1 protein-coding gene is annotated in these 302 nt (G+C 61.6%); it reads right to left on the reverse strand.

The genetic code is table 11. The features are described 5' to 3' along the window. Window positions 1–30: 30 nt before the first annotated feature. A complete protein-coding gene (locus CK944_RS23580; RefSeq protein ID WP_158248148.1) occupies window positions 31–204 on the reverse strand; it encodes a hypothetical protein in 174 nt (57 codons plus the stop codon). Window positions 205–302: the final 98 nt, after the last annotated feature.

The following is a 302-nucleotide window of genomic DNA, read 5'->3' on the forward strand; positions in this document are numbered from 1 at the left end:
TGCTCCGGACAAGGACTGAGCGTCTGCGGCTTATCTGACGCTCTGGGTTCGACGCAGGTTCATGACTGAGCGGATGGCGATGCGTTTTGCCTCCTCGGGCGCAACCCCGAGGGCGGCGCAGTTCTTCAGGATCGCCTGCATGATCACCATCTCGCCCTCATGCTTCGCCGGCCCGGCCTCTGGCGGCACGGCATCAACCGTCATCTGCTTGGCTTCACAGCAAGACCTGCCACTGTTCCCTTGGTGCTAGGTGCCGCGGCGATCACCTTGGGCTTTTCCTTCTTGGGCTTTTTCTCGTCACG

It is taken from the genome of Paracoccus sp. SY (assembly GCF_002901215.1).
Taxonomy (GTDB): domain Bacteria; phylum Pseudomonadota; class Alphaproteobacteria; order Rhodobacterales; family Rhodobacteraceae; genus Paracoccus; species Paracoccus acridae.

Excerpts from the sequence above, each read along its gene's own strand:
- CK944_RS23580 (WP_158248148.1), bottom strand. The coding sequence starts at position 204 with ATGACGGTTGATGCCGTGCCGCCAGAGGCCGGGCCGGCGAAGCATGAG.